This is a genomic window from Waltera sp., from assembly GCF_046969025.1.
Lineage (GTDB): Bacteria > Bacillota > Clostridia > Lachnospirales > Lachnospiraceae > Acetatifactor > Acetatifactor acetigignens.
In genome coordinates this window covers 20,873-37,355 of record NZ_JBKVQF010000011.1, presented here as the reverse complement: position 1 = coordinate 37,355, position 16,483 = coordinate 20,873, and the positions used below count along the sequence as shown (strand labels likewise).

The following is a 16,483-nucleotide window of genomic DNA, read 5'->3' as shown; positions in this document are numbered from 1 at the left end:
TATATATAGAAAGTACAGGAAACAATTATGGAAAAAATACGTTTTATCACGGACTCCGCATCCGATATGAACAATTCAAGAGAGGACGTCACGATTCTCCCCCTGCATATCCGCTTCGGTGAGGAGGAATATGCTGACGGTGTCACCATCAGTCATAAGGAATTCTATGAGAAACTGATCGAATGTGATACTCTGCCCACCACCAGTCTGGTATCTCCCGCAGTCTTCGAAGAAGCCTACGAAAAAGCTGTATCGGCCGGAGAAACTGTCATTGTGGTTACTATTTCCAGCAAGCTGTCCGGCACCTGCCAGAGTGCCCGGATCGCTGCCGAGGATTATGAAGGCAAAGTCTTCGTCGTAGACAGTCTGAATGCCACCATTGGGGAACAGATTCTGGTAGAATACGGCCTGCAGCTGAAAAAGCAGGGAATGACCGCGGAAGAGATCGTAAGCATTCTGCAAGAGCAAAAGCATAAGATCCACACCATGGGACTCTTAGACACTCTGGAATACTTGAAAAAAGGGGGCCGTATCTCCCCCACTGTGGCATTCATCGGGGGTGCTCTGGCCATCAAGCCCGTGGTAGCAGTCGTAGACGGTGAGATCATTATGCTGGGAAAAGCCCGTGGTTCCAAAAACGGCAGTAACTTCCTCATCCGTGAAATTGAAAAAGCGGACGGTGTGGACTTCTCCAAGCCCTTCTGTCTGGGCTATACCGGTCTGAGTGACGAACTTTTACAGAAATACATTCACGACAGTGAGCATCTCTGGAAAGATTATGCCAAGGAGCTTCCCGTCAGCACTCTGGGTGCCACCATCGGAACCCATGTGGGCCCGGGTGCTGTTGCCGTTGCATTCTTCGAACATTAAATCTATTACAATTTTTCCCATTTGCTCAAAATAGGACTAATTTCCCACAGCTGCCCCACTGACAAATTTCTCCTCTTATGGTATATTGTAAAATCATTTTATATTGTTTGTTCATTTTCTACATTACCAGAGAGGAGAATTTTTATGGGGTTGAACCTGTTACTATCCACAAATCATATCGTCATCCACAGTTACTCTCCCGTGGCAGATTTTCTGTTGGTGGTTATGTGTCTTCTGGCATTGTTACTGATCCGACAGACTTTCATTAAACAGAGCCGGACCTTTCGGATCTTCAAGTCCTGTTTTGCCTTGCTTTTCATTGCCGCAGTTTCCAATATTGCCTTTTATTATGCCGACCTTTTTTCCAGACAGAACACCCTACTCTGGATCCTCCGGGCCGTCTACCATATCAGTCTTCTGTCCCTGTTCTGTCTCTATATTGCTTACCTGAAAATACTGATCGTCTTCCCGAAAAATATCGGCAGGAAATATACCTTTCTGTCCTTCGCCATCCTTGTGGTGACCGGAGTTGCCGATCTGGCATCTCCTCTGACCGGCTGGGGATTTCATCAGGATCATTACGGAATCTGGTATGAAAATATCCTGTCCACTCCTTTTATGGTCGGATATCTTCTGTATCTGGCGGTGATCCTCTTTCTGTTGGTTTGCTACCGCCGCAGACTTCCTACCGCACTGTTCCATATGCTGATATTTACTGAGACGGTCTGTGGATTGATTGTAGTCATGGAAGCTGCCATGAATACGACTTCTTTCCTGGCCACAACCTATTTTCTGCCGCTTCTGGTGGTATTGTACATGCTCCATGCCAACGCCTACGACCCGAAGACCGGTGCCCTGGGTTCCACATCCTTGGATGAATATCTGCGCCAGCAGCGACAGACCGCTCAGGATACCTACTACCTGTGCCTGCGCTTTGACATGGATTTCGAATACGTCATGACAGAGGAAATGGGAAAGCTGTTCTACAGCTTCTGGACGGATTATTTTCGAAAGGGTATGTTGTTCAATCCTTCCACCAGCTTCTTCGTACTGGCAGTGGACAGCCACAATGTCCCGGATGCCACAGAAAGGGCAGTATCCCTAATTAAAAAGGTGTTCCAGAAATATTATGAAGAATATAAGCTTCCCTACAAGCTGGTACTCTTCGACCATCTGGACTTTTGTGAGAATCTGGAACAGTTCTACGAAGTATTCAATTACTTTTCCGAAAAAGTAGCGCAGAATTCCTATCGTGTCTTCGGGGAAGAAGATTACCAGACTTATAAAGAAATGCATTATATCAAGTCCCAGTTGAAGGATATTGCGGAACACGGCTCCTTAGATGACGAACGCGTTCTGGTCTATTGTCAGCCGGTACGGAATGTCCACACGGGTACTTACGATACCGCAGAATCCCTGATGCGTTTGCGTCTGCCACAGACAGGACTGGTATTCCCGGATCGTTTTATTCCTCTGGCAGAAAAATACGGCTACATCCACCGCCTCAGCATGATCATTCTGAATAAGACCTGTAGGCAGATCAAGCACATGCAAGATGAGGGCTATCAGATCTCCCGTGTATCCGTAAATCTTTCTGTGGAAGAGCTGGGCGAAAAGGACTTCATGGAAGAATTCAAATCCATCGTACGAGCCGCCGGAATCGACTTCCACACCATTGCCGTTGAGTTTACGGAGTCCCAGAACGATACGGAATACGAACTGGTACAGGAATGCGTCAGTGAGTTCAAACAGTTGGGGGTATGTACTTATCTGGATGATTTTGGAACCGGTTATTCCAATTTCGACCGGATCTTAAGCCTGAAACTGGATGTGGTCAAATTCGACAGAAGCCTTTTACTGATGGCGGATCAGGATGCCAATTCCCGCTTCATGCTGGATTACTTCTCTACCGCCTTTGAGCGTCTGGGTTACAAGGTACTGTACGAAGGTGTAGAGACCGATGCCCAGGAAGAACTGTGTATCATCAGTCATGCAGATTATTTACAGGGCTATAAGTTCTCCAAGCCGATTCCCATTGAAGAATTGCCCCGGTTCCTTACGCGGGGCTGATATTGCGATTGCCGCATCCATTATTATTCCGGACACCGCTTCTGCGGTCCCCGCATACACAATAAAAATCCCGAAGGCCTTTCACAGTCTCCGGGATTTCTCTTTGCTTAACTTTATTTATCTTTTGTATCTTGCGCTTATATTAAGCAGCCTTCTTAGCCTTCTTCTCTTTCATCTGCTTAGCGAAGGTCTGTGCGCCTTCCACTACCAGGAAGATTGCCAGCACTGCCATTGCAGTTGCGAAGAACAGCTGGAACCAGTCACCCCATGCAGCGGTGCCGGCGCCGATAGCCTTACACTTGTTGATTACAGTGATCACCAGGCTGGTCAGGGTTGCAGCAAGCATGAATACCATAGGGAAGTAGAACATCTTGTTGTTCTTACCAACTTCACCCAGCCATGCAGCTACTGCCATCAGTGCGATACCTGCCAGCAACTGGTTGGCTGCACCGAACAGACCCCAGATCTGGCTCAGAGACAGACCACCCAGGATACAACCGATCAGTACCATAGAAACAGTACCGAACAGAGGATGAGCCAGCACTTTACGTGCGCCCTTGGCATCCTTGTAGGTAGCCTCGCCTTCCTTCAGGAACAGCTCGGAGAACATGAAACGGCTCAGACGGGTACCGGTATCCAGACTGGTCAGCGCGAATACGGATACAGACAGAGTTAATAGTGCGTAAATGGTGCCATATGCCTTGGAAGTCTCGGTACCGAACATGGATGCGATACCTGCAGCGAATGCAGCTGCGGGAGATCCGAACTCACCGTTTAAGTACTTCTGATATACTGCACCGACTGCTACCAGAGCGATGATACCCAGAGCAGACTCGATCAGCATGGAGCCGTAACCGATTGCCTTGGCATCCTTCTCGTTAGCTAACTGCTTGGAAGAAGTACCGGTAGCGATCAGGCTGTGGAAACCGGAACATGCACCACATGCTACAGTGATGAACAGCATAGGGAACAGGGTCTGTCCTGCCTTGGGCTCCCAGCTAGTGAAAGCTGGAATATCGAAAGCAACAGTACCGGTGAAAGCACCTGCAACCACACCGATGAATGCCAGACCGATCATAGCGTACAGCAGGAAGCTGGACAGATAGTCACGGGGCTGTAACAGGATCCATACGGGAACCAGGGAAGCTACAGCGATGTACACACCTACGAATACGATCCATGCGATACGGTTCATTGCAAAACCAACGTTCAAGCCAAGAACAGTGATCAGTACGATACCGATGATGCCACCGATGGTAGCGGGCAGAGTCTTGACACCCATTCTGTTGGTCACATAACCATAAATAACAGCCAGAACGATAAATAACAAAGAGATCATAGCGGTAGACTGGTTACCGGTAGGATTGGTCACAAAACCGAAAGCGGTCTTGCCGGCTTCGTCTGCCACAGTCAGGAAAGTACCTGCCACGATGTTAACGAAGGAAGCGATTACCAGAATCAATACCAGAAGTGCGAAGATGATGAAAAGCTTCTTTGCTCTGGATCCCATGGAATCCTCGATGATCTCACCTACAGATTTACCGTCATGTCTGATAGATGCGAATAAAGATCCGAAGTCCTGCAGACCGCCGAAGAAAATACCACCGATAATACACCACAGGAATACGGGAACCCATCCGAAGATGGAAGCCTGGATCGGTCCGTTGATCGGGCCTGCTCCGGCGATAGAGGAAAAATGATGTCCCATAAGTACGGCGGGCTTTGCTGCAACATAGTCTACACCATCCTCCTTCTCAATAGCAGGAGTCTTCTTGGTAGGATCAATGCCCCACTGTTTTGCCAGCCAGGAGCCATAGAACACATAGCCGATAAACAATAATACGATAGCGGCCAAAACAATTAATAATGCTGTCATTTGTGTTTCTCCTTTTCTTATACACAGATTTAATTTTTCGCAAATACACGAATTGCTCCGCTAAAATCCGCTCTCGCAATTCTAAAACTGTTCGGAATCCGTTAATTTACTTTGTAAATTACTGCTTCCTCACATGTCCCTTGTATTTACTGTATTGCCTTTTTCACGAGCTTCTTCAGAATCTGTCCGTGGCGGTTGTGGACGATCCGACCCGAAGATAACTCGGCGACAATCAAACGGTAATTACTCCAGCCATGAAATCCCCAGAGGTAACTCTGATAATGCTTGCACTTTTTCACCTGTGTAAGCGCATCCTCCTCTGCATGACCGGTCAGAATGATCAGGACAACATCGCTGTTCCGATGATTGGATGAGGGCTGCACGTTGGCAGTTCCCCGTTCCCAGGCGATGGAGTCCAGTTCCAGAAGGCGATCCTTTGATAAAGATTCCTCTGTGGCAAAATACACAGTCTCGTTGGTGTCAATATCTGCCACCTTAGCTTTCTTGATCAGAAAGTACTGCTCATTATGGGATCCGAAGATTGCTTCGGCTGCGAATGGCGGTTCTACAGCCTCTGTTTTGATATTGTAGTAGGTCTGATAAGATCGCAGGACGCGTTCCAGCGCTTCCCCGGGAGTAAGTGTCTTTTGTAATTCCATTCTGCTTTCCTTTTAAGCATGCGTAATCGATTACATTTACGTTCATGCTATCGATAGCTTTAGCACGTCGAAGTGTCAAATGCAACGGATTTTTTAGCATTTCTTTACACTTTTTTATAAATACATACTTTATCGTTATATGTTAGTCCTCTGACAGCTTTTTTCCAAGGTGCAAATTTAACCTATATACCATTACAAATTTAATCTCTTTATCTGGATAAACTTATTGACTTTTGTTGGGTAACCGGAAATCATTCTAAAAAAAGCAGCCGATTTTCATCAGCTGCCGATTTTTAGGAATGATTCTTCTCTTCCTTGATCTCCCAATGGATCAGGAAGGTCAGTGCCGCACGAAGTCCGATGATACCGGCTACGGTAACGATCTCCTTCCAGTCTCTGACAATAACGGTCTTAAGGATCTCACTGCACAACTTGAATTCCAGCCCTACAGCAAGCCCCTGCGCCAGGGTGATCTTCATATCCGGCACCCGCCGCACATAATTATAAAACCCTTTCAGACCGGAGAGAATAATAACGATCACTCCGACAAATTCAAAGAACAATATTGCCACCTGGACAATATTGTTCATCACGTTTTCCAGGAATTCAATGATAAGCTCTATGTGGAACATGCACAGACCCCCGCTTTTCTTACACTTCTTTTTTCATTGTAGCGTATCCAAAAAGGGCGTGCAAGATGTATCTTTATCTTTTTATCAGCTATTTTTCTTCTGTTTTCAATAATTCCTGCATAGTATGCCAGCCAAGCACCGCGCATTTTACCCTGGCAGGCATGTGGGCGATATCCTGCAATACGGAGGCCTCTTCCAGCTCATCCTTCTCTTCATCGGTGATACTTCCCTTGATCATTTTCAGGAACAGATCTGCCAGATGCAGTGCCTCTTCCTTACTTCTACCAATGACCAGTTCCAGCATCATGTCCGCAGAAGCCTGGGAGATGGCACAGCCGTCTCCTTCAAAGGCACCGTCCACGACTACACCGTCCTCCACCTTCAGTTCCAGGAAAATATCATCACCGCAGCTGGGATTGACACCTTCTAACACCAGGTTTGCATCCTCCAGCTTGTGTTTGTGATACGGATGCAGATTGTGCTCCGTCAGGATCTCATTATAAAACGTTTTATTCTCCATAGCCCATCTGTCTCCTTATCCCGGCAAGACTTGTTAAAAATGCCTGTATCTCTTCTTCCGTATTGTAGACGCCCAGACTCACTCTGGTGGTGGACAATACTTTCAAATGTTGCAATAACGGCTGGGCGCAGTGATGTCCCGCCCGGACTGCGATGTGATCTGCATCTAAAACAGATGCCACATCATGGGGATGCACGCCGTCCAGCTTAAATGTCACGATGCCGTGATGATCCTCCGCTTTCTGCGATCCTAAAATATGCACCGCAGGGATCTCCTTCATCCCATCCATCAGCAGTTTTGTCAGCTTTGCTTCTCTCTCTTCGATGAAATCAAAGCCGATCTTCTGCACATAACGGATAGCCTCTGCGAGGGCATAAGCACCGGCACCGTTCACCGTACCTGCCTCGAACTTGTGAGGCACCTCTGCCCACACGGCTCCTGTACGGCTGACGGAATCGATCATTTCTCCACCGCATAAAAACGGCGGCATCTGCTCTAACAGCTCTCTCTTCGCATATAACACACCGATTCCCATGGGCGCATACATTTTATGCCCGGAAAATGCCAGAAAATCCACATCCAGATCCTGTACGTCCACTGCCATATGGGGCACGCTCTGGGCTCCGTCTGCCACGAAATAAGCGCCTGCCTCATGTGCCAGCTGTGCAAAACGCTTGATATCATTTTTGCAGCCCAGCACATTGGATACCTGGGTCATAGCAACGATCTTCGTTCGTTCGCTCAGTGCCTCCTTAAAAGCTTCCTCGGTATATTTTCCGTCTTCGGTGCACTCCAGATACTTCACCACTGCTCCGGTTCTGGCTGCCGCCTGCTGCCAGGGCAGGAGATTGCTGTGGTGCTCCATAATGCTCACCAGGATCTCATCTCCCGGTTTCAGTACCAGTGAGCCGAAACTGTAGGCCACCAGATTCAAGCCTTCCGTGGCATTGCGGACGAAAACGATCTCCGCCGCCTCTCTGGCATTTAAAAACTCCCGGACCGTCTCTCTGGCTTCTTCGTATTTTTCGGTTGCCGCCTCTCCCAGCTCGTATAATCCGCGCAGGGGATTGGCATTGTATTTTTCATAAAATGTTCTCTCTGCCTCCAGAACACAGGACGGCTTCTGGGAAGTCGCCGCCGTGTCCAGATAAATCACATCGTTACTCATAAGCAGAGGAAAATCCTTACGGATCTCGCTGATTGAAGTCGTCATACTTCCTCCTGTTATCTTACTCTTCCGCTTCCTCTTCTTCCCCGGCTCTGCCAAGGAACTCCTGTACCTTAGCCCGTGTAGCTGCATCAGGAATCTTGCGGCAGACCGCATCCACCTTGGCCATAGCCATCATCTCATAGATCTGCTCTCTGTTCATGCTGCGGCTCTCCAGGTAGAACAGCAGCTCATCGTCCAGTTTGCCAATGGTGGCGCCGTGATTACCTTCCACATCTTCCTCCGCACAGAGGATCAGGGGAATGGTCTGGTTCACCACATCGTTGGATAATAACAGTACATCCTCTTTTTCATTGCCTACTGCACCTTTAGCCCCCCATTTGAAATCAATGGTGCCACGATACAGCTTGAAAGCATGATCCCGCAGAACGCCGCCGGCCTGCATATTGCTCTGGGTCTTTTTGCCTTCATGCACAGCTACATAATTCATATCCAGTCTTCCGTCACCGCCCACGATATAAGCGGTGTCGGCATTCAGGCTGCTCTCTCTGCCCTGTAAGGTAGTCTTGCATCCAAGGTAAGTATTCTTTCCGCCGAGGATCAGCTGGATCACTTCCAGGGAAGCCTTCTCTTCACACAGGGCTCCGATATCATTCATAAAAGTAAAATCACTGCCCAGTCTCTGCACCTGGATCAGCCGGAGCTTCGCTCCTTCTTCCAGATACAGTCTGGTGGATACTGCCGCCTGCCCTGCTGCCTCCCTGTCGGAAGCAAAATCCTGGATCACAGTGATTTCACTGTTTTTCCGGGCTCTCACTGCTACGGCACCGGCCTGTAAACTATTTTGTACGTAGGCATAATCCAACAGCAACGGCTGTGCTTCTGTGGTTTCCTCAGACGCCTCATAATGTTGTGCCTTCACTCCCGCTGCTGTCAGAAGACCGTCCATGTCCTCTCCCATGCCGGATGGGATGCCTGCAAAATCCGCATTCCAGGGCTGGGATCCCTCATTTTCTGCTGTTGTTATTTTTTCCGGCAGGCTTACCTTTACCCCTCCTGCCGTAGGTACTTCTATCTTTTCCAACTGCGTCTCGTTCATGCGAAGCCAGTTCCAGGTCTTCGCCGGCAGTCTGTTAATGGTCATATTATATTCTTTTTCCATACTGATCTCCATTCCTCCTGCCACATTAACCGATGCTGCCCTTCATCTCCAGACGGATCAGATTGTTCATCTCCACCGCGTATTCCAACGGCAGCTCCTTCGATACATTGTCTGCGAATCCGCTGACGATCATGGCTCTGGCATCCTCTTCTGAGATACCGCGGGACATCAGATAGAACACTGCTTCATCGCTGATCCGGCCGATCTTCGCCTCGTGTCCGATATCGGCATCCTGGGTACGGATATCCATGGCCGGGATGGTATCGGAGCGGGACTTGTCATCCAGCATCAGGGACTGACAGGATACGGCGGATTTGCTCTTTGCCGCACTGTTCTTCACCACTACGGAACTTCGGAAAGTACTGATACCTCCATCCTTGGAGATGGACTTGGTATTGATATAGGAAGTGGTCTCCGGTGCATTGTGGACAACTTTGGTACCGGTATCCAGATTCTGTCCGGCTCCCGCAAAGGTGATGCCGGTGAATTCCGCTCTGGCCCCCTTACCGTTCAGCACGCTCATGGGGTACAGATAGGATACGTGGGATCCGAAGGAACCGGATACCCATTCTATGGTACCGCCTTCTTCCACCAACGCCCGCTTGGTATTCAGATTGTACATATTCTTGGACCAGTTCTCGATGGTGGAGTAACGCAGTTTTGCATTTTTCCCCACGAACAGCTCCACACAGCCGGCATGGAGGTTCGCCACGTTGTACTTCGGGGCGGAACAGCCTTCGATAAAATGCAGGTATGCACCCTCGTCCACAATGATCAGGGTATGCTCGAACTGTCCGGCTCCCGGTGCGTTCAGTCGAAAATAAGACTGCAGGGGAATCGTCACAGACACTCCGGGGGGAACATATACGAAGGAGCCGCCGGACCACACAGCACCGTGCAGCGCTGCGAATTTGTGATCTCTGGGGGTCACCAGCTTCATAAAATGCTTCCTCACCATATCCGCATATTCCCCATTCAGGGCACTCTCCATATCGGTATAGACTACGCCCTGGGCTGCCACTTCTTCCCTGACATTGTGATATACCAGCTCGGAATCGTACTGGGCGCCCACACCGGCGAGGGACTTCCGCTCCGCCTGTGGGATCCCCAATTTTTCGAAGGTATCCTTGATGTCCTCCGGCACTTCGGACCATTTGGCGCTCATATGGGTATTAGGTTTTACATAGGTTACGATGTCTTCCATGTTCAGACCCTCAATAGAGGGACCCCAGTCGGGAACTTCCATCTCATTATAGATCTGCAGAGACTGTAATCTGAAATTTGCCATCCATGCGGGATCCTTCTTTTTCTCGGAAATCTCCGCCACAATATCGGGAGTCAGTCCCTTTTTAATACGATAGACGTCCTTCTCCTCATTACGGATATCATAAATGCTTCTGTTGACGTCTTCCACGTATGTCTTTTCACGTTCACTCATTCAGATCGTCAACCTCCTTATGCTTCCAGAAAACGCTCGAAACCATGCTCGTTGATCTCGTCTACGAGAGAAGCATCGCCGGATGCCACGATCTTACCATTCACCAGTACATGGGTCTTGTCCACATGGAGAGACTCTAAAATTCTGGTGCTGTGGGTAATGATCAACAGCGCACCCTTTTTGTCCTTCTGGTACTCTTCCACGCCCTTGGATACGGTACGCACTGCATCCACGTCCAGGCCGGAATCCGTCTCATCCAAGATTGCCAACGAGGGTTTTAACATAAGTAACTGTAAGATCTCCGCCTTTTTCTTCTCACCGCCGGAGAATCCCACGTTCAGATCACGGTCACCATAGGAAGGATCCATCTGCAATACTTCCATGGCCTGCTCCAGTTCCTTTTTGAAGGTCCACAGCTTGATACGGGAACCGCTTCTCTGTTCCACGGCATTACGAATGAAATTCCGAAGCGATACTCCGGGTACCTCCAGGGGATTCTGGAAGGACAGGAAAATACCATCCTTCGCTCTCTGGTCTGCAGTTTCCTCTAATAATTCCTTCCCTTTGAACAGGATCTCACCACCGGTCACCTCATAACGGGGACTTCCCATGATGGTGTAACCCAGTGTGGATTTGCCCGCACCGTTGGGTCCCATGAGGACATGGGTCTCTCCGGGACGAACCTCTAAATCTATTCCATGAAGGATGGGCTTGTCCTCTACACTTACGGACAAGTTACGCACCTGTAATAATTGTTCTGACATATACTTCCTCCTATCTCTAGCGTCCAACTAGGAATTACTATATCATTATATACATACATCTGCAAATATGCAACATATAATTCCTACAAAAGTACCGTACATTCTCGACGAATTGTATTACACTTTGTGGTTAGTTCAGACTTACTATAAAGCAAAATGCAGGCCACCGCAAGGGGAACTCATCCTTCCCCTTACAATGGCCTATGTTTTTTTCTTTATACTTCTTCTTTGTCCAGAAGATTCTTCATGCTCTTGGTGCTGATCCACAGGGTAGATGTATTATGCAGCAGAGCGGAAGTGGTGGGCGGGATCATGCCTGCCACACCCAGAACGATCAGTCCGGTGTTGATGCCCACGATCATGCGGTAATTTTTATGAATCCGCGCCATCAGGGCATTGCTCAGTTCCTTCAGGGTAGCCACTTCATACAGATTGTCTGCGCCGATGGTCACATCTGCGATCTCTCTGGCAATCTGTGCACCGTCACTGATGGCGATACCTACATCTGCTGCGGACAGTGCGGGAGAATCATTGATACCATCTCCGATCATAATGACCTTATGGCCGGACTGCTTCTCCTGTTCTACGAACTTTGCCTTGTCCTCCGGCAGTACCTCGGAATAATATTCATCCACACCAACGATATTTGCGATGGACTTTGCAATGCGGTCGCTGTCTCCCGTCATCATTACGACTTTGCTGATTCCTAAGTTTTTCAGCTGACGGATGACCTCCGGTGCTTCCTCTCTCAAAGGATCCTCGATACAGATCACCGCTGCCAGTTTACCATCAATGGCCATATACAGATGAGAGTACTCTTCAGAGAGATGATCGAACAGTTCCTGCCTGCCTTCCGGAATCTGTGCCTGTTCATCCTCGAATACGAAGTGATAACTTCCGATAATGATCTTCTTGCCATCCAGGGTAGAAGAAATACCGTGAGCCACGATATATTCCACTTTGGTATGCAGTTCTTCATGCACCAGCTCCTTGCGGGCTGCCTCACGTACCACTGCCTTTGCCATGGAATGAGGGAAATGCTCCTCCAGGCAGGCAGCAATCCGAAGCAGCTCATCCGCAGACTGCCCGTTAAAGGATATCACATCTGCCACCGTGGGCTGTGCCTTGGTCAGTGTTCCGGTCTTGTCAAATACAATGGTGGTGGCATCTGCCATAGCCTCTAAGTATTTGCCGCCCTTCACCGTGATCTCATAGGTGCTTGCCTCACGGATCGCAGACAATACCGCTAACGGCATAGACAGCTTCAATGCGCAGGAGAAATCCACCATCAGCACGGATAATGCCTTAGTCACATTCCGCGTGAACAACCATATCAGGCCGGTACCTATGAACGTGTAGGGTACCAGCTTATCTGCCAGGTGCTCTGCCTTACCCTCCAGAGAGGATTTCAGCTTCTCGGATTCCTCGATCATGGTCATGATCTTCTCGTATTTGCTGGAGCCGCCGTTTTCTTTCACACAGATAGTCAGCTCGCCTTCTTCTACCACAGTTCCGGCATAGACGGTTCCACCGGGGATTTTTCTCACGGGAACAGACTCGCCGGTGAGAGATGCCTGGTTCACCATACCTTCTCCGTCCGTCACTGTGCCGTCAAAAGGAATCACATTGCCCATGTGGATCCTTACCAGATCTCCTGACTTAATGGATGTGGACGGCACCAGGATCTCCTGTCCGTCGCTCACAACCCATACCTTGTCAATGTTTAAGGACATGCTCCTCGCCAGATCACCGACAGACTTTTTGTGCGTCCACTCCTCCAAAATCTCACCGATGCCTAACAGGAACATCACAGAGGCTGCGGTGTTGTAATCACCACGCAGCACAGATACACCGATAGCAGTGGCATCCAGTACCGGTACTTCGATCTTGCCCTTCGCCAGAGTCTTCACGCCGTGCCAGAGATATTTGAAAGACTTCACTGTGGTGATCACGGAACGGATATCCATGGGCAGAAACAGCCTGATCCCATAATGCATTACCACTTTATTGATCAGCTGATCCTTATATTCCCGGTTCATCTCTCTGCCGGAATTGGCCAGATAGTTCTCCGGCACTTCCGTACTCTGATACGTAAAATTCTCCAGTGTCTTCAGTGCCTCCTCCCTGGAACCGGTATAGACTACCGTAACATCCAGGGTGCGCTCCTGAATTTTGGCACTGACAATATTACTCTGTCCATCCAGATAGTATTGCAGTGTATCTGCCTGTGCAAAGCTCATGCGGCTCTGCAGAATGTGAACCCTGAGTCTCCCCTTTATCTCATGCTTGATCAAAAATCTCATAATTTATGCCTGCTTTCATGAAAACACCTGCGATGCCGGAGCATGCAGGTGTCATTTATTCTGTGTTGTAAGCTTCGATGGATTATTCAGCGTCTGCTGCAGTCTCTGCTGCCTCAACCTCACTGTCGAACTCCTGAGCTGCCTTTGCTGCTCTGTCCTCGTTGATCTGCTGAGCTTCTGCGTAGATATCCTCTGCGTTCTCCTGGATGGTGGTCGCAGTCTTCATGACACACTCTTTTGCGCGCAGAACTGCTGCGGTGCAGTTGGTGTACAGCTTCTTCGCATCCTTGCTGGACAGTACTTTGATGCCTGCGGTTCCGAACAGAACGCCTGCTGCGAAAATACCGGTTTTTGCTTTATCAATCTTTTTTAAACATTTCAACATAATTCATTTCCTCCTGTGCGAATTCTTTGGTTTATTCTATTTATGAATGAATATTATAAACACCTATTTTTCCTATTTCCAGCTTTTTTCGTTTAATGAAAAATTTTATCATTTATCAAAAACACAAAAGGCCAGTGGATCAAAATCCACTGACCTTCTTGTATTCCTGTAATTTTTCTTTTGCTGCCGGGGTCAGATTCTTAGGCACCTGAATCTGGATCACGACATACTGATCGCCGTGGGCATTTTTATCCTTCATGGATACCACACCCTTGCCTTTCAGACGGATCTTACTGCCGGACTGCGTACCTTCCTTCACTTTGCACATGACATCACCGTACAATGTGGGGACTCGGATCTCTCCACCCAGTGCCGCAGTAGTATAGGGGATATTGACCGTGGTATACAGATCCTGTCCTCTACGCTCCCAGCCCGGCTTCTCCTGTACCGTCACCTTCAGATACAGGTCACCGCTCTCACCGCCGGAGTAACCTCCACCACCCTTACCTTTCAGACGGATACTTTTACCGGTGTCGATACCTGCCGGAATGTGCACCTGCACGGATTCGGACTTGCCGGTAGCCGGATCTCTTAAGGTAAAGGTCTTGTCGCAGCCATGCATTGCTTCGTCAAAACTGATGGTGATGCCGGATTCCACATCCTGACCTTTACTGCGGTAGTTCGCCCGGCTGCCCCGTCCGGAGCCTTTCTGTCCCTTGAAATACTGTCCGAACAGATTGTCAAAAATATCCTCATCCCCGCCGAAGCTGCCGAAATCACCGGTACCGAAACCGCTTCCTCCGGTGCTGTAATGGAACGTGCCGTTGCCAAAGCCGCCGAATCCATCGGTGCCGAAGCCGCCTCCGTTCTTAAACTGCTCCTGATACTGTCTGGCTGCCTCCTCATTAAATCCCTCCTGGAAAGCAGCAAAACCGTAAGTATCATATAGTTTCTTCTTTTTTTCATCCCCCAGCACATCGTAAGCTTCGTTGACTTCCTTCAGCTTCTCCTCTGCCACAGGGTCTCCTGCATTGGTATCCGGATGGTATTTTTTCGCCAGTTTCCGGTATGCTTTTTTTATCGCTGCGGCGTCCGCTGTCTTGCTGACACCCAGTACTTCATAATAATCTCTTTTTGTTGTCTTCGTCATATTCCCTCCATTCTGCCCAACCGGTGAGCCACACAACCAAGACGTTTTCCATGTAAAAATCAGCCGACACAGTTCCCTGCGCGGCTGACCACTTCACATCTCTTTTCAAACAATTGTCTGCTGTTGCAGTCGCTTGTTCCTCTTACAGAGATTATATTATCACTATAGATTAGCACTCGCAAGTGGTGAGTGCTAAAAAATATATTAAATAATCATAAAATCCATAAACCGGCTATTACAATTTGCCACCCTTAGAACCGCCAAAGCTTGCGGAATTCAGGATATTGGTGTCAAAGGTAAAGGTCAGTCTCTCCTCGGTGCGGGCTCTCTTCAAAGACAGCTGGATCATACGATCCAGAAGCTCTTTGTAAGGAACTCCTACCGGCTCCCACAGATAAAATGCCAGAGATCCCGGGATGGTATTGATCTCGTTAAAATACAGCTTGCCGTTGTCCTCATCGATCATAAAATCGATACGGGACACACCGTTACAGCCCAGTGCTTTAAAGGATCTGACTGCCAGTTCCCGGACTTCCTCTCTCTTCTCCGGAGACAGTTCTGCGGGGATTTTGCGGGATACGCTCGCCATGCCCTTGGAGCCGCTGCCCTTGGCATTGCTGACGTATTTATCTTCATAACTTAAGATATCTTTGGTGTGCAGGGGTTCTTCGCACTCGGAAGCAATAGCGTCATTCTCATCTCCCAGTACCGAGCAGTTGATCTCACGTAAATTGGTGATGGCGTGCTCCACCAGCACTTTGGTCGCATACTTGAACGCATCATCGACGGAGTGGGTCAGTTCCACACGATTTTTAGCTACACTGATGCCTACGCTGGAGCCTAAGTTGACCGGTTTTACGATCACCGGATATCCCAGTCCTTTTTCCACTTTGTCGAGCAGAGTCTCCATCTCCGCATAATCTGCCAGAGTATACAGCTGTGCATCCAGTACCGGCACATCGCATTCCTTTAAGACAGCTTTCATAATGTATTTGTCCATGCCGATGGCAGATGCGGTCACATCACAGCCCACGAAGGGGATGCCCATGGTCTTCAGGTAACCCTGGAAAGCGCCGTCCTCTACGTTGGTACCATGCACTACCGGGAAAGCCACATCGATCTCCACGGCTTTCTTTCCGCCGAACATCTTCACCGGGAACGGAGTCAGGAATACCTTGCCGTCCTCGTTGGTCATGATGACTCTCTGGGACTTTTTCAACAGTTCATCGATATTTTTATAGGATTCGATCTTGCCGATCTCCTCACCGATGTACATTTCATTGCGCTTGGTCATATAGACCGGGATTACTTCGTATTTGTCAGTATCCATGTTCATGACAGCCTGGATACCGGAGATCACTGATACTTCGTGTTCTACACTCTTGCCGCCAAACAGCATTGCTACTCTTGTCTTCATTTATTTTCCCTCCTGAATTTTCCTACTCTCTGCCAACTATCCGGAACCTCTTTCACAAAATTGCCTCTG

At 48.7% G+C, this 16,483-nt stretch carries 14 protein-coding genes; 2 read left to right on the top strand and 12 right to left on the bottom strand.

Annotated features, from left to right (window positions below):
- The first annotated feature begins 27 nt into the window (after positions 1 to 27).
- Together ACLTOH_RS07845 and ACLTOH_RS07840 are read left to right on the top strand one after the other, a co-directional pair.
- On the top strand, positions 28 to 870 hold the full coding sequence (locus tag ACLTOH_RS07845) for a DegV family protein (RefSeq protein ID WP_227064586.1): 843 nt from the start codon (positions 28 to 30) through the stop codon (positions 868 to 870).
- A 144-nt stretch (positions 871 to 1,014) separates the two neighbouring features.
- Positions 1,015 to 2,940 (top strand): EAL domain-containing protein, encoded by a 1,926-nt coding sequence (locus ACLTOH_RS07840; protein ID WP_412223843.1) that lies wholly within the window; start codon positions 1,015 to 1,017, stop codon positions 2,938 to 2,940.
- A 142-nt stretch (positions 2,941 to 3,082) separates the two neighbouring features.
- Here the strand turns inward: ACLTOH_RS07840 and ACLTOH_RS07835 are convergent, their stop codons facing one another.
- From ACLTOH_RS07835 to ACLTOH_RS07780, 12 genes are all read right to left on the bottom strand, one after another.
- Complete coding sequence (locus tag ACLTOH_RS07835) at positions 3,083 to 4,816, bottom strand: carbon starvation protein A (protein ID WP_118537423.1); 1,734 nt, start codon at positions 4,814 to 4,816, stop codon at positions 3,083 to 3,085.
- Between the two features lie 146 nt (positions 4,817 to 4,962).
- The gene (locus ACLTOH_RS07830; protein WP_022311781.1) at positions 4,963 to 5,475 is read right to left on the bottom strand and encodes a hypothetical protein; all 513 of its coding nucleotides are present in this window, start codon (positions 5,473 to 5,475) and stop codon (positions 4,963 to 4,965) included.
- A gap of 293 nt (positions 5,476 to 5,768) precedes the next feature.
- Positions 5,769 to 6,086 carry a DUF1622 domain-containing protein gene (locus ACLTOH_RS07825; protein WP_117464798.1) on the bottom strand — a complete coding sequence of 106 codons (318 nt, stop codon included), beginning with the start codon at positions 6,084 to 6,086 and terminating at the stop codon, positions 5,769 to 5,771.
- Between the two features lie 109 nt (positions 6,087 to 6,195).
- Positions 6,196 to 6,627, bottom strand: a complete 432-nt coding sequence (gene sufU / locus ACLTOH_RS07820; protein WP_022152742.1) for a Fe-S cluster assembly sulfur transfer protein SufU — start codon at positions 6,625 to 6,627, stop codon at positions 6,196 to 6,198.
- The gene (locus ACLTOH_RS07815; RefSeq protein WP_412223839.1) at positions 6,617 to 7,840 is read right to left on the bottom strand and encodes an aminotransferase class V-fold PLP-dependent enzyme; all 1,224 of its coding nucleotides are present in this window, start codon (positions 7,838 to 7,840) and stop codon (positions 6,617 to 6,619) included. Before ACLTOH_RS07815 ends, sufU begins: the two co-directional genes overlap by 11 nt.
- Positions 7,841 to 7,856: 16 nt before the next feature.
- Entirely contained in the window at positions 7,857 to 8,957 is a 1,101-nt protein-coding gene (locus tag ACLTOH_RS07810; RefSeq protein ID WP_412223838.1) for a SufB/SufD family protein, read from the bottom strand.
- Positions 8,958 to 8,982: 25 nt separating this feature from the next.
- Positions 8,983 to 10,395: a Fe-S cluster assembly protein SufB gene (gene sufB / locus ACLTOH_RS07805; protein WP_022152745.1), complete on the bottom strand. Its 1,413-nt coding sequence runs from the start codon at positions 10,393 to 10,395 to the stop codon at positions 8,983 to 8,985.
- 17 nt (positions 10,396 to 10,412) lie between these two features.
- A complete protein-coding gene (sufC, locus tag ACLTOH_RS07800) occupies positions 10,413 to 11,159 on the bottom strand; it encodes a Fe-S cluster assembly ATPase SufC (RefSeq protein ID WP_227064582.1) in 747 nt (248 codons plus the stop codon).
- 215 nt (positions 11,160 to 11,374) lie between these two features.
- Entirely contained in the window at positions 11,375 to 13,462 is a 2,088-nt protein-coding gene (locus ACLTOH_RS07795) for a heavy metal translocating P-type ATPase (protein ID WP_412223836.1), read from the bottom strand.
- An 82-nt stretch (positions 13,463 to 13,544) separates the two neighbouring features.
- A complete protein-coding gene (locus ACLTOH_RS07790; protein WP_412223834.1) occupies positions 13,545 to 13,847 on the bottom strand; it encodes a DUF6110 family protein in 303 nt (100 codons plus the stop codon).
- A 139-nt stretch (positions 13,848 to 13,986) separates the two neighbouring features.
- Positions 13,987 to 14,997, bottom strand: coding sequence for a DnaJ C-terminal domain-containing protein (locus ACLTOH_RS07785; RefSeq protein ID WP_412196092.1), 1,011 nt, complete (start codon positions 14,995 to 14,997; stop codon positions 13,987 to 13,989).
- Between the two features lie 235 nt (positions 14,998 to 15,232).
- Positions 15,233 to 16,414, bottom strand: a complete 1,182-nt coding sequence (locus ACLTOH_RS07780; protein WP_337413896.1) for a D-alanine--D-alanine ligase family protein — start codon at positions 16,412 to 16,414, stop codon at positions 15,233 to 15,235.
- Positions 16,415 to 16,483: the final 69 nt, after the last annotated feature.

Bases quoted from the DNA above. Each gene is read 5' to 3' on its own strand.
- ACLTOH_RS07845 (WP_227064586.1), top strand. From the start codon at position 28: ATGGAAAAAATACGTTTTATCACGGACTCCGCATCCGATATGAACAAT.
- ACLTOH_RS07840 (WP_412223843.1), top strand. From the start codon at position 1,015: ATGGGGTTGAACCTGTTACTATCCACAAATCATATCGTCATCCACAGT.
- ACLTOH_RS07835 (WP_118537423.1), bottom strand. From the start codon at position 4,816: ATGACAGCATTATTAATTGTTTTGGCCGCTATCGTATTATTGTTTATC.
- ACLTOH_RS07830 (WP_022311781.1), bottom strand. From the start codon at position 5,475: ATGGAATTACAAAAGACACTTACTCCCGGGGAAGCGCTGGAACGCGTC.
- sufU (WP_022152742.1), bottom strand. From the start codon at position 6,627: ATGGAGAATAAAACGTTTTATAATGAGATCCTGACGGAGCACAATCTG.
- ACLTOH_RS07815 (WP_412223839.1), bottom strand. From the start codon at position 7,840: ATGACGACTTCAATCAGCGAGATCCGTAAGGATTTTCCTCTGCTTATG.
- ACLTOH_RS07810 (WP_412223838.1), bottom strand. From the start codon at position 8,957: ATGGAAAAAGAATATAATATGACCATTAACAGACTGCCGGCGAAGACC.
- sufB (WP_022152745.1), bottom strand. From the start codon at position 10,395: ATGAGTGAACGTGAAAAGACATACGTGGAAGACGTCAACAGAAGCATT.
- sufC (WP_227064582.1), bottom strand. From the start codon at position 11,159: ATGTCAGAACAATTATTACAGGTGCGTAACTTGTCCGTAAGTGTAGAG.
- ACLTOH_RS07795 (WP_412223836.1), bottom strand. From the start codon at position 13,462: ATGAGATTTTTGATCAAGCATGAGATAAAGGGGAGACTCAGGGTTCAC.
- ACLTOH_RS07790 (WP_412223834.1), bottom strand. From the start codon at position 13,847: ATGTTGAAATGTTTAAAAAAGATTGATAAAGCAAAAACCGGTATTTTC.
- ACLTOH_RS07785 (WP_412196092.1), bottom strand. From the start codon at position 14,997: ATGACGAAGACAACAAAAAGAGATTATTATGAAGTACTGGGTGTCAGC.
- ACLTOH_RS07780 (WP_337413896.1), bottom strand. From the start codon at position 16,414: ATGAAGACAAGAGTAGCAATGCTGTTTGGCGGCAAGAGTGTAGAACAC.